Genomic DNA, 23102 nt, shown 5'->3' on the forward strand with positions numbered 1-23102 from the left:
GGGTAACGGCAGGGAAATTTTCAGGCAGGCAACTTTATGGTGAACGTCGTTCCTTCACCTTCCCTACTCGCTACATCCAGTGTGCCCTTGTGCCCCTTCGTAACAATGTCATAAGCGAGTGACAGGCCCAGTCCGGTGCCTTCTCCGGTGGGTTTCGTCGTAAAAAAGGGCTGAAAAATCTTTTGTTTAAGGTCTTCGGCAATGCCCGTACCATTATCGCTTACGGTAATGACGGCTTCGTCGCTAGCGCAGCGGGTACTGACCGTTACGGTTGGCTGATAGCCCGGTGTTTCACCTTTCTTCTGCCGTTGCTGAACCGCATAAAAGGCATTGGTGAACAGATTGAGCAACACCCGGCTTATGTCCTGCGGAATAACGCTGACCGCGCCCAGTGAGGCATCGAGATCCGTGTTGAACAGGGCATTGAACGACTTGTCTTTTGCCCGTAGGCCGTGATAGGCCAGACGCAGGTATTCATCGCATAACGCATTAAGATCAATCGCTTCACGTTGCCCCGTGTTGGCCCGGGAATGTTGAAGCATGCCTTTTACGATGGAAGATGCCCGCCCGCCGTGGTGGGTAATTTTCTGAAGATTCTGTTTTAAATCAGTCAGTAGTTCGGCTTCCAGTTCGAGATCGCGGTTGGGTTTGGCCTGTTCCTCGGCCAACTCGTCAATTAGCTCAATACTGACTTCGGAGAAATTATTGACGAAGTTGAGCGGGTTCTGAATTTCATGCGCGATTCCGGCGGTCAGCTCGCCCAGGCTGGCCATTTTCTCGCTCTGAATCAGTTGGTTCTGAGTCGACTTCAGTTCAATAAGGGCGTGCTCAAGCTCTTCTTTTTGCTGCGTAATTTCAGCGGTTCGTTCGGCCACCAGGTATTCCAGTTCCTGCTTTTTCGCTTCAATAATCCGGCGTTCTTCGGCTTCGCGGGCTCGCTCCTGATCAGCTTTGAGCAAGGTTTTCTTCTGCCGACTGGCAATAACCAGAAATGTACCCAGCCAGATGGTCGAAAAGCCAATCGAGTTATCAATGAAATCGTCGTTATGCTTATAATAGGCAGGCGCGTAATGTTCAATGAAACTACCGATCACCCAAAACAGCAAAAAGGGAGCTACCGCCAGCAGCACCATGCGGGCGGGTTGGTAGTAATACAGTTGCATCAGCATGTACACAAACAACAGGCTCACCCCAAGTGCGACCCAGCCACTGGACAGGTCGACGGAAAAAACAGCAGATAAGCCAACCAGTACGCCGAAAATAACCCATATTTTCTGAAAAAAGGGCTCCCAGGCGGGCAAACGGGTTGGTATGTCCAGAAAACGGCGGGTAAATTGAAATGCACCAACCGACAGCAAAACGGTGCCAATACCCTCGGGTGACGAGACATTCATAGTACGAGTGAAGGAAAAGGAATCGTGCAAACAGCAAGTTTACCAAAACTGATCGTAAAAACATCAATCGCCCGATGCCTTGTTAGCTATCCGCACTACGGTCGCCGGCGAACCTGCCTCATGACTGCGGAGAGGGGGGGCGATTGGCCAGCAATTCGTTCTGCCGACGAATACGCCCGGATAAACCCCGGACAATGCTGCGAAGAACCTCGCTTCGTTCTTCCATCAAGTCGTAGAAATCGTCCTGATCAATGCGCAACAGCCGTACATCGGTAATAGCCTCGGCCGTTGCCGATCGGGATTCGGTATCCAGCAGGGCCAGTTCACCAAAAAAATCGCCCCGCCCGAAGCGAGCCAGTTCCGTTTCTCCATCAACAATAGCCACCTCGCCCGTGTAAATCACATACATGCCTGTACCCAGATCGCCTTTATGGAAAATCGGTTCGCCCACCGAGTACGCTTCCTCCTTCATGATAGGCGTAATGCTAGCCAGTACGTTTTCGGGCGTTTGAGAGAACAAACTGGTTTGAGCCAGCAGCAAAACCCGGTCATAAGCTGAAATCTGATCGGTTGAGTGGGCAGCGTGCGCCATAAGAAGAGGGGATAAAGAAACAGATCGGGATGCCAGCGCCTGCTGAGCCACTAACGCATCGGCTGGTGGCAGGCTACGCAACACAACATGAACGGTCCACGCCGAAAAAATCCGTTCGCCCTTTCGCAGGATAAACGCCCGGATGGGCTCCGTGTCCGTAAATGGCCCAAGCTCAATGTCGAGAATACGGTTTTTTTCGTACCGGGGCAGATCATCGACCAGCACCTGTAATGTTTGGTACGTAGCCCTCGGTATCAGATTATCGAGCATCTCCAGTGCATTGGCCCGACGCTCGCGGGCGGGGTGCCCAACGCCCAAACGCGCTCCGGTAATGGTTTCTGTGTCGTACAGTTGAGCCAGTATATCGAATAGCCGTTGCATCAATACCGAGAGCTCGTAGTCAAGCGTATCAGTCAGATCAGCGTCCGTCAGACTGCCGTGCAACAGCCGCTGAGCCAATTGTATTTCTTCGTGCATGAGCGTGCGGAACAGGGCATCGTCGGCCGGTTCGTTTGGGAAGCGACGCAGCACCCGTAAAGCCGCCCGCCTGACAACCAGGTCGGGCTGCTGAGCTAACCCATTCAACAACTGTCGGCTCTCCGGCGTGTAAATAGCTCCGCAAACGGCAGCTATCCGCTCCAGTGTCAAGCGGTCTGTGGCGGCCTTCTGTACAGTACATAAGGCCACAATCGTTTCGTTTCCCCGTCCTTTCAAAGCCTGCGTAACCGCCCGGCCAATACCACTATCGGTCAGGTGCTGGATCAGATACGCCGTCAGTTTCGCATCAGCCAGTTGACCCGCAGCCGCAACGGCCGCTTTTTTGACATCCGGGTTCGAACTAGAAAGCCGCTCACGTACCAGAGATGCCTGATCGTTCAGGCGTAGTGCAGTAATCAAATGCAGGGCTATTTGCTGGTGTGAGGGATCGGCATCCTGCGCTAGCTGAACCAATACTGCCTGCGCGGCAGCATCATGCGGATTCAATTCGAGTATACCCTTTACAGCGCCCTGCCGAATGGAGAGATCGGTATGGTGAATAAGCGGAGCCAGTTCGGCGGCTTCTGCGCTGATGCGCCTGCCCAGCAAATAAGCGGCCTCCTGGCGCAACGAAGGTTCATTGTCGGTTAGAGCAATGTGCATCAACTGGCGAACCGGCACTTTTTGATTCATATGCCCGACAGCGCTCAGCGTACGCCGACGAACACCAGCGTTGGCATGCTCAAGCAGGGTTGGTACCTGTTGGGTCAGTTCGGCAGGATTATGGGCATCGAGCCAGCTAATGGCCGTTAATACGTCGTCGGGCCGGTTACTTTGCAATTGGCTTACCAAACTGGTTTTCGCCACCGTGGGCATGGCCAGCTGGTCTCGTTCCAGAAACCGGCGCCCAATAGCATCGTTGAGTTCGTGGAGATACCGTTGGTAGGTATGATGCAGGAGCCACACGGCTCCGGCAAGAAGGGCAATCCAGACGAGCGCTCCCCCAGCCTCCAGTGTTGCATGCAGCACATAAATCAGCGATCCGGCCAGTCCCAGACCAATCGGTTCATACAACCCCTTCGCCAACGTATGGCCTTTCAGGCGTTGCGGAGGCAATAGCGGCTGAAATAATACCAGGAAGACCGGATCGAACAAGGCCCGCCGAACGACCTCGAAAACCAAGTAAATACCGCAGAAATAAATGAGCATTACGGTTTCACTGGCGACAAAATAGCGCAACACAACCAAGCCAGCCAGACCGGCCAGCGCGACCCAGGGCAATGTCAGTAACGAACGCTGTACCCCAAACTGATCCAGCACCTGTCTGGACAGGAGCAGTTTAGCCAGCATGGCCACGCCGTATGTCAGCGCCAGAACATAGCTCACGTACCGAATCACATCGGTCTGGTCGTGAAACCGATGCTTCACGTTGATAAAGAAATTGTACTCTATTTCGGTGGCTACGGCGGCCAGAACGGCCAGGCTCAGGCACATGTAGAAAATCAGTTCGCTCCCCCCAAACCGCTTGCCAATCAGCCTTGATGGCTCCCGACGGGTAGATCGGTCGGCCCCGTGGGGTGCGTGTACGTCATGCGACTGAATGGTTAACTGGAGTACATACAGGGCCGCCAGAAAAGCACCGAATGCCACCAGCAGCAACCGAAGCACATCGGCATGGGCATGGACCAGCGCGGCCAGAATGGCCCCCAGCGCTTTGGCTGGCATATCGCCCGAGCTGATTACCCCAAACAACCGTTTGCTCTGTCGCGTATCGAACACCACAGCCGAAACGCCCCAAAATTCAAGGTTGGTGAGCAAGTAAATAAGTCGATAACCGGCCATAATGGCCACGGCAGCCGCCACGGAGTGGCCAACGACAACCAGAACACCGACGACTACCGTCATAACAACGGCGGCCAGCAACACACGAACGGCGAGGTTGCGTAACGCCAGATGGTGTTCGAAATAAGCGTACACCCGGCCAACGCCAATCATCGCTACAGCCGACGCGATGTAGGCAATGGGCAGGCTGGTTTCGGGATTATTTTCCAGTAAAATGGCATTAGCTGCTACGTAAATGAGAATAGTGCCAATGCCAAGCAAAAAATTATGGATAAAAAATAACCCTACCGTTCGGCTTTCCTCCGGCCGAATACCCAGCAGTCGCTGCCATCGTGGCGAGGAAGTAGGTTGAGAAGTAGCGTCTACACCAACAAGCATAAGCAGGATTTACAACACGATTTTACGGTCAAATATACGCAACAGCGCCTGAGAAGCGGTCAGACCCGTTAGGAATAAGTAACTCCGCCGGTTGTACTTTTTTCAAACCAATAGACTATTACCACGTTAAAAATGGACTATGGTATGGGTATTAATTTAATGACCTGGCTAGAATATCCCGGTCGAAATCTATTTTAGCAATAAATTTCGATTTTCAGTTGTTGTATTTACGAATGGGTTGTTGCTAACAATCAGGAGAATAAAAACAAAATTTTTGCGATCAAGTGTTTGGCCGAAATACTACCTTTGCGGCTCATAACAACGACGCGCCCCCGTCATGGACCAGTACTCATATATCGCTAATTCCGACGCGGCTTACGTAGATCAACTCTATCAGTCTTACAAACAAGACCCTCAGACAGTTGACGAAAGCTGGCAACAATTTTTCAAAGGGTTTGAGTTTTCACTCACCTACGGCGAAAAGGCCAACGGAACCCACAATGGTGAACCAGTTGAATCGACAAAATCGAATGGTGTTTCGGCAAACGGCCAAACGACATCAGCCAAACCAACTGACGCCAGCCACGCCGAGAAAGAAGTATCGGTTGCCAGTTTAATTAAGGCATACCGGTCGCGGGGTCACTTGCTGGCGAAAACAAATCCGCTCAAAGAACGGAAAGATCGTCAGCCTCGTGTCGACCTGCCAGATTACGCGTTGTCAGAATCCGATCTGGATACCGTTTTTGAATCAGGTAAATTACTTGGTATCGGGCCCGCTACGCTCCGTGTCATCATGGACTCGCTGCGTAAAATTTACGCGGGTGATATTGGATTCGAATACATGTATATCCGCGAGCTGGATGTAAAAAACTGGCTGCGGAACAAAATTGAAAAAGAAGCGCTCGTTTTCATGCCGACACTGGATGAGAAAAAGCGCATTCTCGAAAAGTTGAACGAAGCGACCGTCTTCGAAAACTTCCTTGCCACCAAATACCTCGGCCAGAAACGTTTCTCGCTGGAAGGTGGCGAAGTGACGATTCCGGCGCTGGACACAATCATCAGTCAGGCCGCCGACATGGGCGTGGAAGAAGTGATGATCGGGATGGCGCACCGCGGACGGCTCAATGTACTGGCCAATATTCTGGGTAAGTCCTATGAGTCGATCTTCGATGGTTTTGAGGGGAACGTACCAGAACAGGTACATGGCGACGGCGACGTAAAATACCACCTCGGTTATTCCAGCTTGACCGAAACAAAGTCAGGTAAGCAGATCAGCGTAAAACTGGCTCCAAACCCATCACACCTCGAAGCGGTAAACCCCGTGGTTGAAGGCTTTGTCCGGGCGCAGGCTGACGAAGAATACAACGGCGACTTCAAAAAGATAATGCCTATCCTGATTCACGGTGATGCCGCCGTGGCCGGACAGGGTATTGTTTATGAAGTAACGCAGATGGCCAAACTAGCGGGTTATACAACCGGCGGTACGGTCCATTTTGTCATTAATAACCAGATCGGTTTCACAACCGATTTCGAAGATGCCCGCTCGTCTATTTACTGTTCAGACGTCGCGAAAATCATTGACGCTCCCATTTTCCACGTGAACGGCGACGATCCGGAAGCCGTTATCTTCTGCGCCAAACTGGCTGTTGAATTTCGCGAGAAATTTAATCGGGATGTGTTTATCGATATGGTTTGCTACCGTCGCTACGGCCATAACGAGGCCGATGAGCCCAAGTTTACGCAGCCAACGATGTACAACATCATCGAAAAGCATCAGAATCCACGCGAGATCTACAAAGAACTGCTCATTGAGCGGGGCGATGTCGATGCCGAACTGGCAACGCGGATGGATACCGAGTTCAAGAAGCAATTGCAGGATCGGCTCGACCGCGTTAAGCAGAAAGCCGAAATTCCATACAAACCGCTTCGGCTGGATCTCGACTGGGCTGAGCTTCGGTTTAGCGAGCCTCAAGACTTTGAAAAGTCTCCCGAAACAGGCGTGCCCGCCGAGGTGCTGCAAACCATTGGGAAAGCCCTGGTAAAAACGCCTGAAGGGTTCAAGCCATTGAAGCAGATCGACAAGCTGCTGAAAGACCGGCAAACCATGCTCACCGACACCAAACTGGTGAACTGGGGTACGGCCGAGCTGCTGGCTTACGGGTCGTTGCTGCTTGACGGCAAACCAGTTCGGCTGAGTGGTCAGGATGTTCAGCGGGGTACGTTCTCGCACCGCCATGCCGTTCTGCACGATGCCGAAACAAACTTGTCTTACTCGTCACTCGACTTCATTGAGGACGGCCAGCAGAAGTTCCAGATATATAACTCGTTGCTTTCGGAATACGGTGTACTGGGTTTTGAGTATGGTTATGCCATGGCCAATCCACACGCACTGGTTATCTGGGAAGCCCAGTTTGGCGACTTCTCCAATGGTGCCCAATTAATTATCGACCAGTTCATTGCAGCTGGTGAGTCAAAATGGGGCATCCAGAACGGTGTCACGATGCTGCTTCCTCACGGCTACGAAGGCCAGGGGCCAGAACACTCCAACGCGCGTCCGGAACGATACTTGCAGTTGTACGCGGACTATAATATGGTGGTGGCCAACGTGACTACGCCAGCCAACCTGTTCCATATCATGCGCCGTCAGTTAGCCTGGGACTTCCGCAAGCCGCTGGTTATCATGTCGCCAAAGTCGTTGCTACGCCATCCGAAGTGCATCTCTCCGCTGGAAGACCTGACACAAGGTTCATTCCAAGAGATCATCGGCGATAGCTATGCCGACGTGAAGAAGGTAAAACGGGTGTTGCTTTGTACGGGTAAAGTGTATTACGACCTGCTCGAAAAACAACAGGCTGACCAACGCGACGACGTAGCCATTGTCCGGCTGGAACAGCTTGCTCCACTGTCTAAAAATCAGTTGGATGCCGTGCTGGCCCAGTACGAGAAAGCAGAACGGATATGGGTACAGGAAGAGCCTGAAAATATGGGGTACTGGACTTACCTGCTGCGTCTTGGCTTAAATTTGCCCATCATTTCGCGAAAGGCTGCGGCTTCACCGGCCACGGGCTACCCCAAAATCCATACTCAGGAACAAGCCGACATCGTTCGGAGAGCATTTGAATAAAAAGAAGTTCGTCGTTTGTGGTTCGTAGTTCTGCCAAAAGCATACCACGAGCGACAAATGACGAACCACAAACTACAAAAAAATGGCCGTTGACATGAAAATCCCTCCCGTGGGGGAATCCATCACCGAAGTAACCGTTGGCACCTGGTACAAAAAAGAAGGTGACCACGTAAAAATGGACGATGTACTTTGCGGACTCGACTCCGATAAGGCTACGTTCGAATTAACGGCCGAAGCCGATGGTACGCTGCATATTCTGGCTCAGGAAGGTGACGTTTTACCGATCGGAGCCAGTATCTGTACGATTGACGGTGGAGGTAGTGCCCCAAGCCCTGCTCCCCAGGCCGAGCCCGCCAAAGCCGAAGCACCGGCTCCACCGGCGGCTCCTGCCCCCCAGGCTGAAGAAACACCAGCGCCCGCTCCGGTTGCTAAATCAGCGTCGAGTGTTATTGAAATGAAAGTCCCCGCCGTTGGCGAGTCGGTAACGGAAGTAACGATTGCCACTTGGAGCAAGAAAGACGGTGATCAAGTTGCTCTCGATGAAGTGCTGTGTGAGCTTGAATCGGATAAAGCGACGTTCGAGCTGCCCGCCGAAGCGGCCGGAACACTCCGCATCGTTGCCCAGGAAGGTGAAACACTGCCAATCGGTGCCCTGATTGCCAAGATCGAAGTCGGCGCATCTACCGCTACACCAGCCAATGCGCCAGCTCCCGCTGCTCAGCCAGCAACGAGTGCACCAGCACCCGAGACCCCGGCCAATGGTCAGAATGCAAACGGGTACGCTGCTCATTATCCATCACCGGCTGCCGCTAAAATTCTTGACGAAAAAGGCGTTAAGGCCCAACAGGTTCAGGGCACTGGCGTTGGCGGACGCGTGACAAAGGAAGATGCCATGAAAGCGTCTCCTGCGCCGGCACCAGCCCCCCAGGCTCCAGCTAAACCTTCGGCTCCGGCTCCCGCAGCAGCGACCCCGGCAGCACCCGGTAGTCGGAATCAGCGTCGCGAAAAAATGACGTCTCTCCGCCGGACTATTGCCCGTCGACTGGTGGCGGTTAAAAATGAAACGGCCATGTTGACTACCTTCAACGAGGTCGATATGAAGCCGATCATGGATCTGCGGAATAAGTTTAAAGATAAGTTTAAGGAAAAGAACGGCGTAGGGCTCGGCTTTATGTCTTTCTTCACGAAAGCGGTTTGTATCGCCCTGAAAGATTTCCCGGCGGTAAACGCCCAGATTGATGGCGATCAGATGGTTTTCAACGATTTCTGCGATATTTCCATTGCTGTTTCGTCAGATCGGGGACTTGTTGTGCCCGTTATTCGGAACGCCGAACAATTGAGTTTTGCCCAAATCGAAAAAGAAGTTGTTCGGTTGGCTGGTCTCGCCCGCGAAAATAAGCTGACGATCGAGCAAATGACCGGCGGTACGTTCACCATTACCAATGGCGGTACGTTTGGATCGATGCTGTCGACACCGATCATCAATGCACCGCAATCCGCTATTTTGGGCATGCACAACATTGTTGAGCGCGCCGTAGTAGTGAACGGTGAGATTGTCATTCGGCCCATTATGTACGTAGCCCTGTCGTACGATCACCGGATCATTGACGGCAAGGAATCGGTTAGCTTCCTGGTTCGTGTCAAACAGATTCTGGAAGATCCTACCCGGATTCTTTTCGACATGTAGTTGACAAAACGATCATTAAAAAGGCCGCTCTGACGTATTAGAGCGGCCTTTTTATTATAGCGCAGACAGCTGGTCCGCATGAAAAAACGTTTACGCAACAATCAGGCTCACACCACCCATTTCGGCGGGTTGCGGAATACCCATCAGTTGCAGAATCGTTGGAGCAATATCGGCCAGTTTGCCATCTTTCATGGTCGGATGGTAGTCCTTGTCAATCAGGATGCAAGGTACCAGGTTCGTTGTATGGGCCGTATTGGGTGAACCATCTTCATTCTCCATGAACTCAGCGTTGCCATGGTCAGCAATGATGATCGTTGTGTAGCCGTGCGCCAGGGCCGTTTCCGTAACGGCTTTGGCGCAGGCATCTGCGGTTTCGGCCGCTTTGACAACAGCGTCGAAAACCCCGGTATGACCTACCATATCCGTGTTGGCGAAGTTCAGGCAAACGAAGTCGACTTCCTCTTTTTCCAATTCAGGAATGATCGAGTCGCGAATACCGTAAGCTGCCATCTCAGGAATTTGATCGTATGTCTTCACAGGTATCGTTACCTCGACGCCCTGCTCATCAAGAATGACCATTTCTTTCGGCGACGGGCATAATAGGCGTTGTTCGCCTGTGAAAGGTTCTTCGCGGCCACCCGAGAAGAAGAATGTAACGTGCGGGTATTTTTCCGTTTCGGCAATGCGGATTTGCTTGCGTTCTGCGCCGGCAATTACCTCGCCGATTGTATTTTGCAGATTGTCTTTATCGAAAATGACCTTTACGTTAGCAAACTCGCTGTCGTAATTGGTCATGGTGATGTAATTCAACGACAACGGCTTCATTTCCTGCTCCGGAAATTCTTTCTGCGTCAGCGCCTGCGTGATTTCGCGTCCTCGATCAGTACGGAAGTTGAAACATAGCACGACATCACCATCTTCAATGACCGCCACGGGTGAACCATTCGTGTCTGTCACGATCAATGGCTTGATGAATTCATCCGTAACACCGGCGTCGTACGATGCCTGTAAAGCGCTCGTTACACTGGCAGCGGTGATCTTTTCTCCTTCACCTTTTACCATCGCGTCGTAGGCTATTTTGACCCGTTCCCAGCGATTATCGCGGTCCATGGCGTAATAGCGTCCGATAACGGTGGCAATCTGCCCCGTAGTGGCCGCCATGTGTTCCTGCAAATCGGTCAGGTAACCAACTCCGCCTTTGGGATCAGTATCCCGACCATCCGTAAATGCATGCACGAATACATCAGTCAACTGGTGAGCGTGGGCGATGGACAATAGACCCTTGACATGGTCGATGTGCGCGTGAACACCACCATCGGATACCAAACCGATAAAATGCACCTTTTTCCCGTTTGCCTTGGCATAGGTCAGCGCATCGACCAGCACCGGCTCCTTATCGAGCGTGTGTTCATCAACGGCTTTGTTCACTTTCACCAGGTCCTGGTAAACCACCCGCCCGGCACCCAGGTTCATGTGGCCTACTTCGGAATTACCCATCTGGCCCGCGGGCAAACCAACGGCCAGACCGGACGCTTCCAGTTTACTATGGGGATACTGAGAATACAGCGAGTTCATGAACGGCGTGTGAGCCGCTTCAATCGCCGATACGTCAGGCTTGAGCGGAATGCCCCAGCCATCGAGAATGATGAGAATGACTTTTTTGTCCATAATTAAAGAGCGAAAGAATGAAAGAGCGAAAGAGTGGAAGGGCGAGAGAGCTGGCCGAATGGCGTTCACTCTTTCACTCTTTCATTCTTTCGCTCTTTAAGATTGTGTTGTTGAACTAGATACGTGAGCAGTTGCCGACAGCATCGTAAGCAAATCTGATAAACTTCTTCGAACACTTCTGGCCCTTCGTAGTAGGGGTCTGGCACGTTAGGCTGGTCGCTTACGTCCGGATCAAATTCGCGAAGCAGAAAGATAGTATCGTTTGTGTAAAGCCCCGTACTCCGGTAATTCAGTTTTTCGATGGCTTCGAGATTGGTTTCATCCATCGCCACGAAATAGCTAAACTGAGCCAGGTCTTCACCAATCAGACGACGGGCCCGGTGCGTAAGTGTCAGACCATGTTCAAGGGCGTTTTCGCGGGTGCGACGATCAGCCAGCTGACCAATGTGAAAGGATGCCGTTCCGGCCGAGTCGGCCTGAATCTGGTCAGTAAGTCCGGCCTCGTTAACCAGCATTTGAAACACTCCCTCCGCAACGGGCGACCGACAAATGTTGCCATAACAAACGAAAAGAACGTTTATCATCACTTTTCCAGCGGTTCGTTATGTTCATCGACAATGACAAACACGTCCTCGCCGGGCTTTTTCATCAGGTATTTTTCGCGGGCAAACTTCTCCCGCAGGCGATCATTGCCGAGTACTTCCTGACGTTCGGTCTGTACCTCTTTAATTTTTGCCTGGTAGAATTTAGCTTCCCCATCCAATCTGCGCAGTTCCCACCAGTTTCGAATCTGGGTCGGCAGGTCGTTGGCATCGAAAAACGTCATCCACCCCACCAGCACTAAGCCGGTAGCCACGTAGAAATTGCGGCCGTAGCGAAGAAGACGATTCAACATGGGAAATTGGGTATACAGTTCGTTGGTTATGATTTGTGGTTGGCTGACGCCTGTATTACTTGCGTCAGCCAACCACAAATCATAACCAACGAATCAACTATAGTTAAAACTTAAGGCCGGGGAAATACGCCGTTTCGCCCAGTTCTTCTTCGATACGGAGCAACTGGTTGTATTTCGCCATCCGGTCGGAACGCGACGCCGAACCTGTTTTGATCTGGCCCGTGTTAAGCGCTACAGCAAGGTCAGCAATAGTAGCATCTTCGGTTTCACCCGAACGGTGCGACATAATGTTTTTGTACGAATTGCGCTTGGCCAGATTAACCGTGTCAATCGTTTCAGTCAACGAACCAATCTGGTTTACCTTAACCAGGATGGCGTTGGCAATACCCTGATCGATACCTTCCTGAAGGCGCGTAACGTTGGTAACGAACAGGTCATCACCCACTAATTGTACGTTTGTACCTTTCAGTTCGTCGGTGTGCGCTTTCCAGCCAGCCCAATCGTCTTCGGCCATACCATCTTCAATCGACAGAATTGGGTATTTGGTCGCCCAGTCTTTCCAGAAGCCCGCCATCTCCGAAGAGGTCAGCTTGTCGCCGGTCGATTTTTTGAAGTGGTAAACGCCTGCTTCTGCATCATAGAATTCAGATGAAGCCGCATCCATAGCAATCCAGACATCTTCGCCTGGGCGATAGCCTGCTTTTTCGATAGCCTGAATGATTGTTTGAATTGCTTCCTCGTTCGATTTGATGTTCGGCGCAAAACCGCCTTCGTCACCCACGTTGGTAGCCAGACCCATCTTTTTCAATACACCCTTGAGCGTGTGGAAGATTTCGGTACCCATGCGCAATGCTTCCGAGAAATTCGCGGCATTAGCAGGCATAACCATGAACTCCTGGAAATCAATCGAGTTATCGGCATGCGAACCACCGTTCAGGATGTTCATCATCGGAACAGGCAGCGTATTCGCATTAACACCACCAATGTACCGGTAGAGTGGTAAGCCAGCTTCCTGGGCGGCTGCTTTAGCGGCTGCCAGCGATACGCCAAGGATGGCGTTGGCACCCAAACGGCCTTTGTTTGGCGTACCGTCCAGTTCAAGCATGACCTTATCAATCACGCTTTGCTCAAAGACCGAAATGCCAACCAGTTCTGGAAAGATCAACTCGTTTACGTTCGAAACGGCTTTCAGAACGCCTTTACCAACATATACTTTAGGGTCATTATCCCGAAGTTCGACGGCTTCGTGGGTGCCGGTTGATGCGCCCGATGGCACAGCGGCCCGCCCCAGATAGCCATTTTCGGTGCGGACATCTACTTCAACCGTTGGGTTACCGCGTGAATCCAGAATCTGCCGGGCATGAATGCTTTGGATGGTACTCATTGCAAAAAAATAAGAGAGGTTAACAACGAAAAAATCTATCGTTCCGGCGTACCGGTTTATCGGGTTTGACTACCAAGCCGTTAGGCTCATCAGCTAACCAACCGCAAAGTAACGAAATACGGGGCAAAACTTTAGAAAAGGAACAGCATTGGTTCGTGACTTAACGAATAATTCATGGTCAATAGGGTCTCGAAACAGAATTTGCCAGAAAATGTTGTCTATTTGTGTGCTTAAGAACGGCCACTAAACAATCTGTATCTATGCGAGGACTTTTGTATTTTCTACTATTCCTGTTAGTTGTTTTCGGCGTACTCTATGCGCTCACAGGCTGGAGCTACAGCGACGGTGAACGTGCCGGAACCGTTTCCAAATTCAGTCGGCGGGGTTTCCTCTTCAAAACATACGAAGGTGTGCTGAATGTGGGTGGCTTCTCGGGCGAAACGGGTTCGTTGACTCCCCAGTATTTCGACTTCTCCGTTAAAGATGACGCGATAGCCGCCCAGGTTACTCAGGCCGTCAAAACCGGTCAGCGCGTGACGCTCCACTACGAAGAAAAAATCATCAAATTCCCCTGGAGTGGCGAAACGAAGTACTACATCACGGCCGTAGAAATAATTGGTTCACCGGCTCGCCCATACGGCGATGGATCGGCTTATCCGGGTAATCAGCAGGGGCAGTCACAACAGGTTCAGCCGCAACAAGGACAACCCCAGATTCAGCAACCAACACCTGCCCAGCAGCCCGTTACAGCTGACTCGACACTGTAAATAAATTGAGTTAAAACAGTCTAGTAAATTTACTGAAAATCAGTTAGTTGATGGGCTATTTTTTTGTGCCCTACCATTTCGTCGAACGACAGTCAGAAGGCCTTAACTATTTCCTGAATCCATTTGGTAATCTGCCCCTTTTTGGGTAATTTTATCTGTTTAAACAACCATCCTAACATGGCAAAATCAGATACGGCGCAAGCCACAGCATCTGCTAATGACAGTAAATTAAAAGCCCTTCAAACAACCATCGAAAAGCTGGATAAAGCTTTCGGTAAAGGCACCGTAATGCGCCTGAGCGAAAGCAAAGTCGTGGACATTCCAGTTATCTCAACGGGTTCGCTGGGATTAGATCTAGCCCTCGGTATCGGTGGTATGCCACGCGGTCGTGTTGTCGAAATCTATGGTCCCGAATCATCGGGTAAAACTACGCTGACCATGCACTGCATCGCCGAAGCCCAGAAAGCGGGTGGCCTTGCTGCTTTTATCGATGCTGAACACGCGTTTGACCGGGTATACGCAGAAAAGCTGGGTATCGATACAAAAAACCTGCTCATCTCACAGCCTGATAACGGCGAACAGGCGCTCGAAATCGCCGAACACCTCATCAGTTCAGGTGCTATTGACATTATTGTTATTGACTCCGTTGCTGCTCTTGTACCGAAGGCCGAGATTGAAGGCGAAATGGGCGAAAGCAAGATGGGTCTGCAAGCTCGTCTGATGTCGCAGGCGCTGCGGAAACTAACGGGTACGATCAACAAAACGGGTTGCTGCTGTATTTTTATCAACCAGCTTCGCGAGAAGATTGGTGTTATGTTTGGTAACCCCGAAACAACAACCGGTGGTAACGCCCTGAAATTCTATGCTTCGGTTCGCTTGGACATCCGGCGTATTGGTCAGATCAAAGAAGGTGCCGATAACGTAGTGGGTAACCGTACCAAGGTTAAAGTCGTTAAGAATAAACTGGCCGCTCCCTTCAAAGTTGTTGAGTTCGATATCATGTACGGTCAGGGCATTTCCAAAGTTGGTGAGATCCTGGACCTGGCGGTAGAAATGGAAATCGTTAAGAAAGCCGGTTCCTGGTTCTCGTACGGCACCAGCCGGTTGGCTCAGGGTCGCGATGCCGTTAAAGAGCTGCTTCTTGATAACCCTGAACTAATGGGTGAGATTGAAGGCAAAATCCGGGCAAAAATTGCTACGGATGACGAAGCGCTTGTGGATCCTGTTCTTGCTGCCACGGCAGAAGACGACGAAGGCGAAATCGACGATTAATGAATTGATTTGTTTGATAGCAAGCGTCCCGGTCAGTGTGAACCTAGTTCACCATTGACCGGGACGCTTTTTTGTATCGCAGTAGCGGCAAATTGAGTTTATTTTCTTTTCTAAACAGATTTTGCCACTGGCTCGATGCTATTGACAACCTGCCAGCCTAAACCAATAGCCAAGGCATCTTCAGCAAGCCCAATAGCGGCATCCGGCACGCCTGCTTCGTGATCGAGCCACCGGCGCAGGTTGAAGAAGAGCAACGTTCCGGCAACGGCGCCCAAACCGCCCGCTATGGCCCCGTAAGGAGCTTCATTACCTTCTACCTCGCTCAGAAATGCCCCACAGGTTGCCCCCGAAGCTATCCGCGTAATGAATTGGGCAGGAACAGTACGTTCTGGTGCGCTGGGCAATTTATCGCCCAACAGCTCGCCGGCGGCCAGTACGTTCAATCCAATCGATACGGGTGGTTGCGCTAAATAATGAATTGGTTTCTGAGGTTGCTTGGTCGGAATCGTTCGAACCAGCTTGTGACTAAGTAAGGCCGGTGCTAGGGCAGCCCGCATTCCGGCAATAACGCCGATCTGGAAGGCGCGCAAATAAGATTGAATCATGAGTTCGTCAAGTAAGGAAAAGTCCGGTTAATCTTCGTTTTTGAGTGATTGCATATCGATGACAAAGCGGAAACGAACGTCTTCATCCTGCATCCGATCAAATGCCTTGTTAATATCCTGTATCTCAATCATCTCTACTTCGGGAAGAATCGAGTGTTCGGCACAGAAGTCCAGTACGTCCTGTGTTTCTTTGATACTGCCAATCAACGAACCCGACACGGTACGCCGATGCATAGCTACTTCCATGTTGTTGATCGGACTTTTGTATGGACCCAACAGACCCACCGTTACGAGGGCGCCATCACGCTTAACAACAGTAACGTAAGCATTAACATCGAATGGATCAGGAATGGTGATCAGAATCAGATCAAACGACAGTTCGTGAGCCTTCATCGCTTTTTTATCCGTCGAAACAATGACCTCATGGGCACCGAGTGCTTGAGCAGCAGCCCGTTTCTCTTCCGTATGTGTGATTACAGCGACCTCAGCGCCCATTGCTTTGGCCAGTTGAACAGCCATATGGCCGAGTCCACCTAAACCAACAATGCCAACCTTGCTGCCTGCCTGAACGTTCCAGTGCCGAAGCGGTGAGTAAGTTGTTACGCCTGCGCAAAGAATCGGAGCCACTGCTTTAACATCAAGCGCATCCGGAATTTTTAATACGAACGACTCTTTTACGACCAGGGAAGTCGAGTAACCGCCAAACGTGTTGAATCCACTACCATCGGGCTTCATGTAGCCATTGTACGTTGCGGTCCAGCTAACGGGTCCTTCGCAGTATTGTTCTTCACCCCCGTTGCAGGAATGACAATGGCCACAGGAGTCGATCATACAACCGACGCCTACCACGTCGCCCACACTGAATTTGGTAACATCGCTACCTACCTGCGTAATGCGCCCAACAACCTCGTGGCCAGGAATACAGGGATAGACAGTGTTTGCCCAGTCGTTTTTGACCTGGTGCAAATCGGAGTGACAAACGCCACAGTACAGTACATCGATCAACACTTGATCCGATTCGGGCGCGTTCCGCTCAATATCCATGCGGGACAACGTACTTAAACTATCAATAAGCGATGCTTTTGCTCCGTAAGCTTTTGTTTTAATTGATTCCATAAAATTGAGTTTGTGTATCGGGGTTTAATGTTTGTGATTTGTTGTTCGTACCTAGTTCAGGACAGCCGCGAACAACAAATTAGCTAAGCCACGGCTTCCTCTACGGCTGCTTTGGCATGATGGTAAGCTCCCTTAACGGTGTCGCTAACAGAGGCCAGCGCATCATTGGCTTTGTGTTCTGCCTTACGCGCTTTGTACCGGTATTTGATTTTATCGTATGAGCTAACCGGCACAACCGATGCGTTGTTGCGCGTCAAGAACCAAACGGCTCCCAGCACAACCGCTCCTACCGTCAGGGCTAATACCGTCATCTTTTGTTCCTGTTCAGCTTGTTCTTTCGGTGTCATTTCGCTGCGTACGCTGGCGGCAACGATCGGATCGGGCAGAATATGGGACATAGCTACTTTTGCTTTGTTCATCCAGCCAGCCACAACATGGTCCTTACCGCTCATGAGAGCTTCGTAGCCTTCTTTAGCCACGGCAGCCGGATCGGCCGTCTTATTGGGATCAGCCCCTTTTACGTCAACAGCTCCGGCCGTTTTAAAGAAATTGGTATTTGTCGCGCCCGGCATCAATACCGTCACGGTAATATTGGTGTCTTTCAATTCGTTGCGAATGGCTTCCGAAAACGACTTGATAAATGCTTTGGTAGCCCCATAAACGGCCATCAGCGGATTTGGCGCCACGGACACCTCTGATCCCAGCATCAAAATCTTGCCATCATTACGGCTAACCATATCTTTCACGTATAACTTGGTCAGGTGCATAAGCGCCACAGCATTGACCTGTACAATGGATAGTTCCCGTTGCAAATCCGTTTCCGTGGCAAACTTGCCATATTCACCGAAGCCGGCGTTGTTTACCAGTACATCAATAACGACTCCTTTTCCGGCTGTTTCAGCGTAAATCTCGTCGGGTGCCGTAGGGCTTGCCAGGTCTTTGTTGATTAGTGTTGTTTGTGTTCCGTACTGGTTGTAGAAGCTACTGGCCAGTTGCTCCATACCTTCCTGATTGATGTCAACCAGCACCAGCTTGTAGCCATCTTTGGCAAATAACCGCGTTAGTTCGCGGCCAATGCCGCTCGATGCGCCCGTGATCAGGGCTGTTTTACCATTGTTCTGTGTTTCCATCGTTGAGTAATGAGTGAGAGCCGACGCTCCCGTTGAATTAAGGTTTCAAGATTACTTTCGTACAATCATCTTCTTTGTTCTTGAAGATGTCGTACCCCCGTGAAATTTCGGTGAGCGGTAACACGTGCGAAACGATATCGTCCAGCACAACTTTACCCTGTACAACGAGATCGAGCAGGTGATCAATATTTTTGTGAACCTGCGACTGTCCCTGTCTGATGGTTACACCTTTATCGAACATTCGGCCTAGCGGAAAATTATCGAATGGGGTGCCGTAAACACCGACGATAGTCACGATACCACCCCGGCGCACGGCCCGAAAGCATGTTTCCAGTACGCTGTCGGTGCCTTTTTCCAGATTGAAAACGGCTTTGGCCTTGTCCAGCACAGACCGGCTGGCTTCCATACCCACAGCGTCCACACACAGGTCTGGACCACGACCTTCTGTCATGCTACGCAGCGCTTCGACTACATCCACATTTTTAGGATTGAGCGTCTCGACGTTATTGACGCGTCTGGCCCGCTCTAGTCGATAATCGACCGGATCAATAGCAATTACACGACCAGCGCCCTGCAACCAGGCCGATTTCTGCGCCATTAATCCAACCGGACCTGATCCAAAAATGGCGACCGTTTCGCCACCTTTAAGTTCACCCCACTCAATGGAACTCCAGCCAGTAGGGAAAATATCCGTGAGAAAAAGGACCTCTTCGTCTTTCAATCCTTCCGGCACGTGGCGCAGGCTGTAATCGGCGTAGGGTACGCGTACCGCTTCGGCCTGTCCGCCATTATAGCCGCCGTAGAGATCGGAATAACCGAACAAACCTCCCCCCTTTTCTGTCAGCAAACCACCGTCCGGACCGTAGTCTTCTTTATTAGAATTTTCGCAATGCATCTCCTGATGGTGCTGGCAGAAGAAGCATTTGCCACACGCAATCGTGAACGGCACCACGACACGGTCGCCTTTTTTAAGATGGGTCACTCCGGCACCAACTTCCTCGACAATACCCATAAACTCATGCCCGAGTACTTCCGGCCGAAGCTGGGGCAAAAAGCCGTCGTAGATGTGAAGGTCAGAACCGCAGATGGCAGTAGAGGTGACGCGGATAATGGCATCACGACTGTCTTCAATTGTTGGATCGTCGAATTGTTCGTACCGAATATCGCCGGGTTTATGGAATACTGCAGCTTTCATAGTTAAGGGGTAACAGAGTTGAGTCTTGATTAACTGTTGTAACACGTAATGACAAGGTTGGTTTAGATAAACCAAGTAAGTGGACCAAATTAGTAGAGTACAAAGAAACAGGGTCGCTCAACCAACATTGCACACAAGCATTACCCGGTACTGATCCAGACCTATCAACTATAAAGTGGCTATTCACAAACACAAAAAGCGCCGACCATTTAGCCGACGCTTTTCATTGTATCAAATGAGTTACCCGATTATTTATCGATTTTCGATCGGTACAAACTCACGCAACGTCGAACCCGTGTAAATCTGACGTGGACGACCAATTGGTTCTTTTGTTTCGCGCATTTCTTTCCACTGAGCAATCCAGCCCGGTAAACGACCGATGGCAAACATCACCGTGAACATATTGGTTGGGATGCCTAAGGCCCGATAAATGATACCCGAATAGAAATCGACGTTCGGGTAGAGTTTGCGGGATACGAAATACTCATCGTTGAGAGCGGCTTCTTCCAGACCTTTTGCGATCTCCAGAATCGGGTCGTTCACGCCAAGTTTGGCCAGTACATCGTCGGCCGCTTTCTTGATGATTTTGGCCCGTGGATCAAAGTTTTTGTATACCCGGTGACCAAACCCAAACAGCCGGAAGCCCGTTGTTTTTGCATTTTTGGCCATGTCTATGTACTTGGAAACGTCTCCGCCGTCGGCTTTAATGTCTTCGAGCATTTCGATCACTTCCTGGTTGGCACCACCGTGTAATGGACCCCATAATGCGCTGATACCCGCCGAAATCGACGAATAGAGATTCGCCTGGGACGATCCTACCAAACGCACCGTCGATGTCGAGCAGTTTTGCTCGTGATCGGCGTGAAGAATAAGCAGCACATTCAGCGCTTCGGCCACAACCGGATCGACCTTATAGTCCTCTACGGGCAGCGAGAACATCATGTTCAGGAAATTCGGAATATAGTCGAGCGTATTTTTGGGGTAGTTGGCCGGATGGCCCAGCGCCCGTTTGTACGACCAGGTTGCGATGGTTGGCAGTTTGGCCAGCAATCGGATGATATGCCGGTCAACATCGTCGTCTTTGCCACTTTCCAGGTCGGGATAGAACGCACTCATGGCACTTACCAACGAGGCCAGCACACCCATTGGGTGGGCTTTAACCGGAAAACCATCAAAGATTTTCCGCATGTCTTCATTCACCAGCGTATGCCGACGAATGGCCGTTTCAAATTTGGTGAACTCTTCCTGAGTAGGCAGTTCACCGTAAATCAGCAGATAGGCAACTTCCAGAAACGATGCTTTGGCAGCCAGATCTTCAATAGAATACCCCCGATATTGCAGAATGCCCAATTCGCCATCCAGAAAGGTAATGGCACTTTTGGTGGCACCGGTGTTTTTATAGCCGCGGTCTAACGTAACATAGCCAGTCTGATCACGAAGGTTCGAGATGTCGAAGGCTTTTTCGTGTTCGGTTCCCTCTAATGTTGGAAAAGAATACGTTTTACCATCGACGGTTAATTCAGCGGAGTTTGCCATATAAAAAATCAGGGTAGAGTAATCAGAAATATTAAATTGGGTAGTTCGTAACGATCAGGGTATATATACAGGAAAGAACCTCATGGTAAGGGCATTTATGGTCGCCAGAACACTATGGTAAAGCCAGCGAACTGGTCGGGCGAAATTAGTCCAAAAACATAAACGACAGATGAAATTGTACAAAAAAAGCCGTATTACGTTTGCATTAACGTGTAACCCTAAGTTTTTACAATAAGTTTTCTCATCACCGTTTAAAGAAATTTCCCCCTTTCATAACCATCCGGATTCGCTGTACATCGGTAATCGTTTTGGTTGGATCGCCCTCTACAGCCACCAGATCAGCCAGCAGACCAGCCCGCACCCGGCCCCGGTCGGCCAGATGGAATACATCGGCATTAATGGATGTAACGGAGCGCATTACATCCAGCGGTTTCATGCCATAATCGACCATTAACACGAGTTCGCGGGCGTTATCGCCGTGGCTGAATACACCGACGTCGCCCCCGGCACAGATGGTTACACCCGCATCCAGCGCTTGTTTAAACGTCGCCCGTTTTTGTTTCATGCGCTCGGGTTCCGGCTCCTGCCCTTTTTTCCAGCCGCGGTATTGGCTAATGGCGTCTCCAGCGGCCAGTGTAGGGCAGAGGGCCGTGCCATGCTGCTTCATCAGGGCGAAAATTTCGGGCGTTCCGGCGTCGCCATGCTCAACGGTTTCGCAACCCGCCAAGATGGCCCGGCGCATACCCTCAGCCGTTCCGGCATGGGCTACGACTCCCCGACCACTGCTCCGGGCTACCTCTACAATCAGCTTCAGTTCATCGAGCGTGAAGGTCGGACGTGCTTCGGCCATCAGCCCCCAGCGGTAATCGGCGTAGATTTTTATGGCATCCGCTCCTTTCCCGATCTGACGCCGGACTGCCTGGATCAACGCATCGTGCCCGTCGGCCTCTTCGGCTCCCTGCGGTACGGTAACGTCGGGGCCAAACCCCTTGGGGCCATAACTCCCTGTAGCAATCAGTGCTTTGGTAACAACAATCATCCGTGGACCAACGATAATACCCTGATTAATGGCCTGTTTCAGTCCAACATCGTCGTATTCCGCGCCTTCGGTGCCTAAATCTCGCACGGTCGTAAAACCCGCCAACAGTGTTTTTTGGGCATGAACTGTGGCGCGGGCAACCCGCAACGACCGGGCTTCTTTCAGTACCTGATCGTCCCAGGGCGTTTCGTTATAAGGGTGCAGCAATAAATGCGAGTGCCCTTCAATTAAGCCGGGCATCAGTGTCTGGCCTTTCAGGTCTATGATTTCAGCACCTGATACGGTCATTGTATTCGCGGGCCCGACGGCGTCAATTTTATCCCCTTTCACGCGTACGGCCCAGCCTTCGTGGCTGGTTTCACCATCGAAAACGTGGTCGGGGCGGAGTAGGTAGGTCTGGGCCAAGCTCTGGCCTGGCCTGTGGAAAAGCAATACGGTTAAGCACAGGCCGAGCCAGAGCTTGACCCAACCATTAAATAAAGTCATTGCAATCAGGTTTTATAGACCGGTACAGATCGGTAGGCATGTGTTGTCTGGGCCAGGTTGCAACGGCGCACCGTTCTGGCTTGGCCCGGATACTCACCGCAACCGCCTGAGCAAGCCTTCGCCAAAGATGAGAACGATCAGGCCGGGCAACAGAATGGCACCAGCCCGGAAACCAGCACCCGTAAGTTTATAGATACCTGAGTTATACTGCGTAAAACTCTGAAATAAATAGTAGGCCGATGCGGCTAGTAATGCAACAGTGATGCCAATGGACACAGGTTTACTTAATCTCCCGATAGCCCAGACAATTAATAATGATAGTCCTGTAACCCCCGCCACGGTACCCAATGCCTTGGGAAATGTTTCGAGGTACGAATAATCAAAAAAGAACACCCCAGCCTGACCGATCAGGTTGGGGTGCGCCAGTAACCAGGCGTCCAGAACGACCAGTACCAATAGCACAATGTAAAAAGAGGAATTACGCATAAATCAGTTTCCGCAGGTTGTTTTTATAC

The 23102-nt window shown here is 51.1% G+C and carries 17 protein-coding genes; 4 read left to right on the plus strand and 13 right to left on the minus strand.

Features of this window, described 5'->3' with window-relative positions; all coding sequences use genetic code 11:
* Window positions 1–20: 20 nt before the first annotated feature.
* Window positions 21–1394: an ATP-binding protein gene (locus ACYU87_RS16175; RefSeq protein ID WP_461135117.1), complete on the minus strand. Its 1374-nt coding sequence runs from the start codon at window positions 1392–1394 to the stop codon at window positions 21–23.
* Window positions 1395–1512: 118 nt separating this feature from the next.
* The gene (locus tag ACYU87_RS16180) at window positions 1513–4683 is read right to left on the minus strand and encodes a cyclic nucleotide-binding domain-containing protein (protein WP_461135118.1); all 3171 of its coding nucleotides are present in this window, start codon (window positions 4681–4683) and stop codon (window positions 1513–1515) included.
* A 337-nt stretch (window positions 4684–5020) separates the two neighbouring features.
* Here ACYU87_RS16180 and ACYU87_RS16185 point away from each other — a divergent pair, with 337 nt between their 5' ends.
* Together ACYU87_RS16185 and odhB are read left to right on the plus strand one after the other, a co-directional pair.
* Window positions 5021–7807, plus strand: coding sequence for a 2-oxoglutarate dehydrogenase E1 component (locus ACYU87_RS16185; RefSeq protein ID WP_461135119.1), 2787 nt, complete (start codon window positions 5021–5023; stop codon window positions 7805–7807).
* A gap of 82 nt (window positions 7808–7889) precedes the next feature.
* Entirely contained in the window at window positions 7890–9494 is a 1605-nt protein-coding gene (odhB, locus tag ACYU87_RS16190; protein ID WP_461135120.1) for a 2-oxoglutarate dehydrogenase complex dihydrolipoyllysine-residue succinyltransferase, read from the plus strand.
* A gap of 90 nt (window positions 9495–9584) precedes the next feature.
* Here the strand turns inward: odhB and gpmI are convergent, their stop codons facing one another.
* From gpmI to eno, 4 genes are all read right to left on the minus strand, one after another.
* The gene (gene gpmI / locus ACYU87_RS16195) at window positions 9585–11162 is read right to left on the minus strand and encodes a 2,3-bisphosphoglycerate-independent phosphoglycerate mutase (protein ID WP_461135121.1); all 1578 of its coding nucleotides are present in this window, start codon (window positions 11160–11162) and stop codon (window positions 9585–9587) included.
* 65 nt (window positions 11163–11227) lie between these two features.
* Window positions 11228–11746, minus strand: coding sequence for a low molecular weight protein-tyrosine-phosphatase (locus ACYU87_RS16200; protein ID WP_461135122.1), 519 nt, complete (start codon window positions 11744–11746; stop codon window positions 11228–11230).
* Window positions 11746–12057 (minus strand): FtsB family cell division protein, encoded by a 312-nt coding sequence (locus ACYU87_RS16205; RefSeq protein ID WP_461135123.1) that lies wholly within the window; start codon window positions 12055–12057, stop codon window positions 11746–11748. The genes ACYU87_RS16200 and ACYU87_RS16205 overlap by 1 nt, the downstream gene beginning before the upstream one ends.
* Window positions 12058–12160: 103 nt before the next feature.
* The gene (gene eno, locus ACYU87_RS16210) at window positions 12161–13441 is read right to left on the minus strand and encodes a phosphopyruvate hydratase (RefSeq protein WP_461135124.1); all 1281 of its coding nucleotides are present in this window, start codon (window positions 13439–13441) and stop codon (window positions 12161–12163) included.
* A gap of 260 nt (window positions 13442–13701) precedes the next feature.
* On the opposite strand from eno, the gene ACYU87_RS16215 reads away from it, so the two are divergent.
* Both ACYU87_RS16215 and recA read left to right on the plus strand, forming a co-directional pair.
* The gene (locus tag ACYU87_RS16215) at window positions 13702–14208 is read left to right on the plus strand and encodes a hypothetical protein (protein WP_461135125.1); all 507 of its coding nucleotides are present in this window, start codon (window positions 13702–13704) and stop codon (window positions 14206–14208) included.
* 177 nt (window positions 14209–14385) lie between these two features.
* Complete coding sequence (recA, locus tag ACYU87_RS16220) at window positions 14386–15480, plus strand: recombinase RecA (protein WP_461135126.1); 1095 nt, start codon at window positions 14386–14388, stop codon at window positions 15478–15480.
* 110 nt (window positions 15481–15590) lie between these two features.
* Here the strand turns inward: recA and ACYU87_RS16225 are convergent, their stop codons facing one another.
* From ACYU87_RS16225 to ACYU87_RS16255, 7 genes are all read right to left on the minus strand, one after another.
* Entirely contained in the window at window positions 15591–16085 is a 495-nt protein-coding gene (locus ACYU87_RS16225; protein ID WP_461135127.1) for a DUF4126 family protein, read from the minus strand.
* Between the two features lie 27 nt (window positions 16086–16112).
* Complete coding sequence (locus tag ACYU87_RS16230) at window positions 16113–17201, minus strand: NAD(P)-dependent alcohol dehydrogenase (RefSeq protein WP_461135128.1); 1089 nt, start codon at window positions 17199–17201, stop codon at window positions 16113–16115.
* Between the two features lie 83 nt (window positions 17202–17284).
* Window positions 17285–18331, minus strand: a complete 1047-nt coding sequence (locus tag ACYU87_RS16235) for an SDR family NAD(P)-dependent oxidoreductase (protein WP_461135129.1) — start codon at window positions 18329–18331, stop codon at window positions 17285–17287.
* Window positions 18332–18368: 37 nt separating this feature from the next.
* Window positions 18369–19526 carry a zinc-dependent alcohol dehydrogenase gene (locus ACYU87_RS16240; RefSeq protein ID WP_461135130.1) on the minus strand — a complete coding sequence of 386 codons (1158 nt, stop codon included), beginning with the start codon at window positions 19524–19526 and terminating at the stop codon, window positions 18369–18371.
* Window positions 19527–19778: 252 nt separating this feature from the next.
* Window positions 19779–21062: a citrate synthase gene (locus ACYU87_RS16245; RefSeq protein WP_461135131.1), complete on the minus strand. Its 1284-nt coding sequence runs from the start codon at window positions 21060–21062 to the stop codon at window positions 19779–19781.
* 244 nt (window positions 21063–21306) lie between these two features.
* Window positions 21307–22587, minus strand: a complete 1281-nt coding sequence (locus ACYU87_RS16250) for a metal-dependent hydrolase family protein (RefSeq protein WP_461135132.1) — start codon at window positions 22585–22587, stop codon at window positions 21307–21309.
* Window positions 22588–22680: 93 nt separating this feature from the next.
* A complete protein-coding gene (locus tag ACYU87_RS16255; RefSeq protein WP_461135133.1) occupies window positions 22681–23073 on the minus strand; it encodes a hypothetical protein in 393 nt (130 codons plus the stop codon).
* Window positions 23074–23102 lie beyond the last annotated feature (29 nt).

This window comes from Spirosoma lituiforme (assembly GCF_054776635.1).

Excerpts from the sequence above, each read along its gene's own strand:
- ACYU87_RS16175 (WP_461135117.1), bottom strand. The coding sequence starts at position 1,394 with ATGAATGTCTCGTCACCCGAGGGTATTGGCACCGTTTTGCTGTCGGTT.
- ACYU87_RS16180 (WP_461135118.1), bottom strand. The coding sequence starts at position 4,683 with ATGCTTGTTGGTGTAGACGCTACTTCTCAACCTACTTCCTCGCCACGA.
- ACYU87_RS16185 (WP_461135119.1), top strand. The coding sequence starts at position 5,021 with ATGGACCAGTACTCATATATCGCTAATTCCGACGCGGCTTACGTAGAT.
- odhB (WP_461135120.1), top strand. The coding sequence starts at position 7,890 with ATGGCCGTTGACATGAAAATCCCTCCCGTGGGGGAATCCATCACCGAA.
- gpmI (WP_461135121.1), bottom strand. The coding sequence starts at position 11,162 with ATGGACAAAAAAGTCATTCTCATCATTCTCGATGGCTGGGGCATTCCG.
- ACYU87_RS16200 (WP_461135122.1), bottom strand. The coding sequence starts at position 11,746 with ATGATAAACGTTCTTTTCGTTTGTTATGGCAACATTTGTCGGTCGCCC.
- ACYU87_RS16205 (WP_461135123.1), bottom strand. The coding sequence starts at position 12,057 with ATGTTGAATCGTCTTCTTCGCTACGGCCGCAATTTCTACGTGGCTACC.
- eno (WP_461135124.1), bottom strand. The coding sequence starts at position 13,441 with ATGAGTACCATCCAAAGCATTCATGCCCGGCAGATTCTGGATTCACGC.
- ACYU87_RS16215 (WP_461135125.1), top strand. The coding sequence starts at position 13,702 with ATGCGAGGACTTTTGTATTTTCTACTATTCCTGTTAGTTGTTTTCGGC.
- recA (WP_461135126.1), top strand. The coding sequence starts at position 14,386 with ATGGCAAAATCAGATACGGCGCAAGCCACAGCATCTGCTAATGACAGT.
- ACYU87_RS16225 (WP_461135127.1), bottom strand. The coding sequence starts at position 16,085 with ATGATTCAATCTTATTTGCGCGCCTTCCAGATCGGCGTTATTGCCGGA.
- ACYU87_RS16230 (WP_461135128.1), bottom strand. The coding sequence starts at position 17,201 with ATGGAATCAATTAAAACAAAAGCTTACGGAGCAAAAGCATCGCTTATT.
- ACYU87_RS16235 (WP_461135129.1), bottom strand. The coding sequence starts at position 18,331 with ATGGAAACACAGAACAATGGTAAAACAGCCCTGATCACGGGCGCATCG.
- ACYU87_RS16240 (WP_461135130.1), bottom strand. The coding sequence starts at position 19,526 with ATGAAAGCTGCAGTATTCCATAAACCCGGCGATATTCGGTACGAACAA.
- ACYU87_RS16245 (WP_461135131.1), bottom strand. The coding sequence starts at position 21,062 with ATGGCAAACTCCGCTGAATTAACCGTCGATGGTAAAACGTATTCTTTT.
- ACYU87_RS16250 (WP_461135132.1), bottom strand. The coding sequence starts at position 22,587 with ATGACTTTATTTAATGGTTGGGTCAAGCTCTGGCTCGGCCTGTGCTTA.
- ACYU87_RS16255 (WP_461135133.1), bottom strand. The coding sequence starts at position 23,073 with ATGCGTAATTCCTCTTTTTACATTGTGCTATTGGTACTGGTCGTTCTG.